The sequence below is a fragment of the Streptomyces djakartensis genome (assembly GCF_014651075.1).
GTDB classification, from domain to species: domain Bacteria; phylum Actinomycetota; class Actinomycetes; order Streptomycetales; family Streptomycetaceae; genus Streptomyces; species Streptomyces djakartensis.
In genome coordinates, this window is sequence record NZ_BMWE01000081.1 from 1 (window position 1) to 610 (window position 610).

At 39.0% G+C, this 610-nt stretch carries 1 protein-coding gene; it reads right to left on the reverse strand.

The annotated features are described in order from the left end of the window. On the reverse strand, positions 1–610 hold a 610-nt coding region (locus tag IE212_RS35800), incomplete at both ends, for an ABC transporter permease (protein WP_190201946.1).

Sequence of the window (610 nt, forward strand, 5' to 3'; positions counted from 1 at the left end):
TCTGCATCTGCCAGACGGAACATCACACGATATTCTCTGTCTGCTTCCGGTATCATCTGTTTCGCATATTCCATGGAATTCATCACAAAATACATTTTCTTTTCTTTATTCAAATCAGAAGATTCCATAAAGCCACAGATGCGGAAAGTGTCTTCTTTCGCATATCCCATACCGTCTTTTTCGTAAATTTGGTATGGAATCGTGATTTCATCACCCAATTTCCCCTGAATTCCCAGTTCCTCTAAAACTCCCTTGGAAACAACAATATCTTTTTCATTTTTTGGGAAAGTTCCTTCTTCTAACTCCGCTTTGTTCAACCGAATCCCATTATTATCCATAGCGGTCATAATGATTGTGGCATCATCATCTATAATCTGTCCCAAATCCATTCTCAGACCGATTTCTTCTATATCATTATGCACCTGAAGTGCTTTGGTGTTTTTCTCGGAAACTTGGCGGAACATAATATGGTAAGATGGATAATAAGCATCCACCGATGCAAGCTGTACGCGGATCATTCCATATCCCACCGTTAAAACAACAAATATCAGAAACGTAGTCAGTGCAATGGCGCATCCACATAAAAAGTTTCTTCCTTTGTTCTGTTTTA